This is a genomic window from Serratia proteamaculans (assembly GCF_008830365.1).
Taxonomy (GTDB): domain Bacteria; phylum Pseudomonadota; class Gammaproteobacteria; order Enterobacterales; family Enterobacteriaceae; genus Serratia; species Serratia proteamaculans.
In genome coordinates, this window is record NZ_WBKI01000014.1 from 1 (window position 1) to 3,123 (window position 3,123).

3 protein-coding genes are annotated in these 3,123 nt (G+C 57.4%); all 3 read right to left on the reverse strand.

The genetic code is table 11. From position 1 onward, the window contains the following. Positions 1-46 precede the first annotated feature (46 nt). From F8R23_RS24035 to F8R23_RS24045, 3 genes are read right to left on the reverse strand one after another with little or no spacing between them, the layout of a single operon-like run. Positions 47-532, reverse strand: coding sequence for a phage tail protein (locus tag F8R23_RS24035; RefSeq protein ID WP_151416108.1), 486 nt, complete (start codon positions 530-532; stop codon positions 47-49). A 13-nt stretch (positions 533-545) separates the two neighbouring features. Continuing rightward, entirely contained in the window at positions 546-2,993 is a 2,448-nt protein-coding gene (locus tag F8R23_RS24040; protein WP_151416109.1) for a phage tail tape measure protein, read from the reverse strand. Then, complete coding sequence (locus tag F8R23_RS24045) at positions 2,986-3,105, reverse strand: GpE family phage tail protein (RefSeq protein WP_126501581.1); 120 nt, start codon at positions 3,103-3,105, stop codon at positions 2,986-2,988. The genes F8R23_RS24040 and F8R23_RS24045 overlap by 8 nt, the downstream gene beginning before the upstream one ends. Positions 3,106-3,123 lie beyond the last annotated feature (18 nt).

Genomic DNA, 3,123 nt, shown 5'->3' on the forward strand with positions numbered 1-3,123 from the left:
AACGCCGGGGCGATGGTTGCCCCGGCATCCAATGTCATCCCGGTAATCATTGGAGCAGCCCTCCCGCCATGTTCCCGGCTTTGGCTGTCCATTCGCTCATTTGACCGAGCATCCCCTCCGCCTGTACCTGCAAATCACCGTACATCGCCGTAAAGGACTCATCAACGCGAGTGAGCGTGAGCGTGAACTCTATGCGCCGAGCGCTGCCGGTGGAGAAAAACTCCGTGCGGGTTTCACTAACGCTGTTCACGACAAACATACCGTAAATGGTGCCGGTGCCTTCCAGCAACGGCCACGCCTTGCCCTCGGCGGCCATCGCATCAAGCAGTTGCATCGAGATTTTACCGCCGGTAATTTCCGGCAGCAGGACGCCGGATAGCGTGATTTTCTCCTCATTGACGCCGAGAAATTGCAGAGCCGGCCGCTGGCCGACGCGGCTGTTTGACGGCCAGCGATAATCCACCGAGCGCGCCAGCGTTTGATAGGGCACGGTCTGCAACTGGAACACAAACAGCCCGAGAATTAACATCATCAGCACACTCTCCTTAATCCGTCGCCATATTTGAGCGCTGTGCCGCACGGCGCTTGCGCTCCCGTTCTTCCACCACTTCCAGCAACATCCGTTTGGTTTCTGCTGCGCTGGTGCCGCCGGGGTGCTGGTTACCGACGTGGAAGTTGTTGACGCTGTTATCGACAAAGGCTTTCCCACCCCCGGTCGTAACCGGCACATAGCCGCCCGTCAGCAGGCCACCAGAGGGGGAATATCCGCGCCCGTTCGCACCGTTGGCATAGTCATTGGCCTTCTGCGCTTTCTTGTCGAGGTCACTGGATTCGGAATTGATAACCCCGAGCTTTTCCAGTACCCAATCAATGCCCTGTCGCAGTTTATTGAATGCTTTTAGTGGTAGGCCAAGCACATTAGCCAGCCCCCGACCAAAAGCCAGCCCCGCGTTTTTGCAGCTATCGAGGGTCTCTTTGGTGGACTCCACCGGCTTGATTAAATCCTTGAACCACTGCCAGACCGCCTTTAGCTTATCGCCGAGCCAGTCAAAAACCGGTTTCAAGGGTTTGAACAGTTCACCCACCGGCGCAAACGCCTCCATAACCCCCTGAATCACACCACTGAAAAAGGCGCTAATAGGTTGCCAATATTTGCGAATCAACAGCACCCCGGCCACAATAGCCAAGCCAATCGCGACTATCGGCCACGTCAGTGCGCCAAGTGCTGTCATAATTGCGGTGCCAGCCACGCTAAAGGCCGTCCCCATCACGCCAGCAATCGCAACGATACCGTTAATCCCCATTATGATCGGCCACGATGCCAAACCAATCGCCCCTAAAATGCCGACAATAGCGAGGCCACCAAGGGCAATTTTCCCCAACGTCCCGGCCAGCTCTTTGTTGTCTTTGATCCAAAGGTCAATTTTCAGCAGGAATTTTGTCGCCCGATTTGTCAGCTCACGGAATGGCGTTTCCAGTTGGTCATACAGGTCGATACCGATGGCCTCATAGGCGGATTGAAGCTCTTTCAAATCCCCGCCGAGATTGTCCTGCATGATTTTGACCAGTTCGGCGGTCTTACCGTCAGACTCCCTGAGCAATTTGGTCAGGCGGTCAAGCTTGCCGGATGCAGCATCCCCCATCAGCACGGCAGCGGCCGACGATGCCTCCTCACCGAAGATGACCTTCATGTATTCCGCGCGCTGAGCAGTACCGAGCTTGTTTTTATCAAAGCTGTTTTGCATTTCCTTCAGGATGCTGAACAGCGGCCGCATATTGCCCTTGCGGTCAGCGGTCTTAACGCCCAGTTCCCCCAGCGCATCCTTGGCTTTCCCCATTGGAGCCTGTAACCGGGTAATCACTGCCCGGCTGCCCGTACCGGCCATGGAGCCGGTGATTTTGGCATCGGCCAGTGCACCAGCAATGGCGGCCGTCTCCTCGACACTGATACCGGCATTTTTCGCCACTGGCGCGGCATAGGTCAGGGTGTCGCTCAGGCCCTCAAAGTTAGCGGCGCTCTTGTTCATGGTCTGGGAAATCACGTCACCAATGTGCGCGACCTTGTCGTTTGTCAGCCCGAAAGCCGACTTTACCCCCATCAGCAGGGTGGCGTTTTCCTCCATGGTTTTACGGTTCGCCAACGCCATATTGAGCGTAACCGGCGTTGCGGCGGTAATGGCGTCTTTGTCGCCGCCCGCTTTGGCAATGATGATTTGCGCCCCGGCGGCATCATCGGCGGATGCGGCGGTGTTATCACCAAGCTGTCGCGCCTGCGTGCGGAGCGCCACCATATCAGCCGAGTCTTTTGCCACACCGAGTACAGCCTGCAACTCAGAGTTTTTTTGCGCAAAATCATACCCCGGTGTCAGGAGTTTTTTTGCCGTAAAGCCGCCTACTGTCGCCACCCCTACACCCGCCGCACCCGCCCCGGCCACACTGCCCGCCAATTGCTTCCCGGCCTGATGACGCTGGCTCACCGCACTGAGTTTGGCCTGTTGCTGGCTAACGCGAGATAGCGCCTCACGCTGCCGGTTAAGCTGGTTAGTGGTTTCACTCAGGGACGATTTAAGGCGGCGCTCGTCGGCGGCCAGGGTGCGGGTATTAATCCCGGCCTGTGCCAGCTCTTGGCGCTGACGCTGTACCGACTGGCGCAACCCGTTGTATTTGAGCTGCAACTCGGCGGCCGAGCGCTTGGCCGCATCCATCAATTGCGCCTGTGCTCGGGTCGGCTTCTCGGTGTTTTTAAACTGCACCGCCAATGCGGCGGCCTCCTGCTTGGCCTTTGCCAGCGCCTGACCGGTGACGGCAAGCTGCGCGCTCGATTTGCGGAACCCTTCGACGCGCCCGGCCTGCGCGTTTAATTCTTTCAGGTTCTGCCGGGTGTCGCGGATTTCGGCAGACAGCGATTTACTCGCTGTCTGGATGTTTTTAAACGGGCGGGTCGCTTGGTCAACGGCTTTGAGTAGCACCTGCAACTTGACGTTGTTACTCATTCGTTTGTCCGCTTCGTTGGAGCGCTTTATCGCGCCAGTTGAGGAGTTCTTGCGGTGTCATCGGGTAAAGCTCTGACGGCGGCCAGTGGAAAATCGTCGCGATATCCGCCATCAGGTCATCAACCGACAA

What these genes read in the sequence shown, in the direction of transcription:
- F8R23_RS24035 (WP_151416108.1), bottom strand. Translation starts at nt 532, where the DNA reads ATGATGTTAATTCTCGGGCTGTTTGTGTTCCAGTTGCAGACCGTGCCC.
- F8R23_RS24040 (WP_151416109.1), bottom strand. Translation starts at nt 2,993, where the DNA reads ATGAGTAACAACGTCAAGTTGCAGGTGCTACTCAAAGCCGTTGACCAA.
- F8R23_RS24045 (WP_126501581.1), bottom strand. Translation starts at nt 3,105, where the DNA reads ATGGCGGATATCGCGACGATTTTCCACTGGCCGCCGTCAGAGCTTTAC.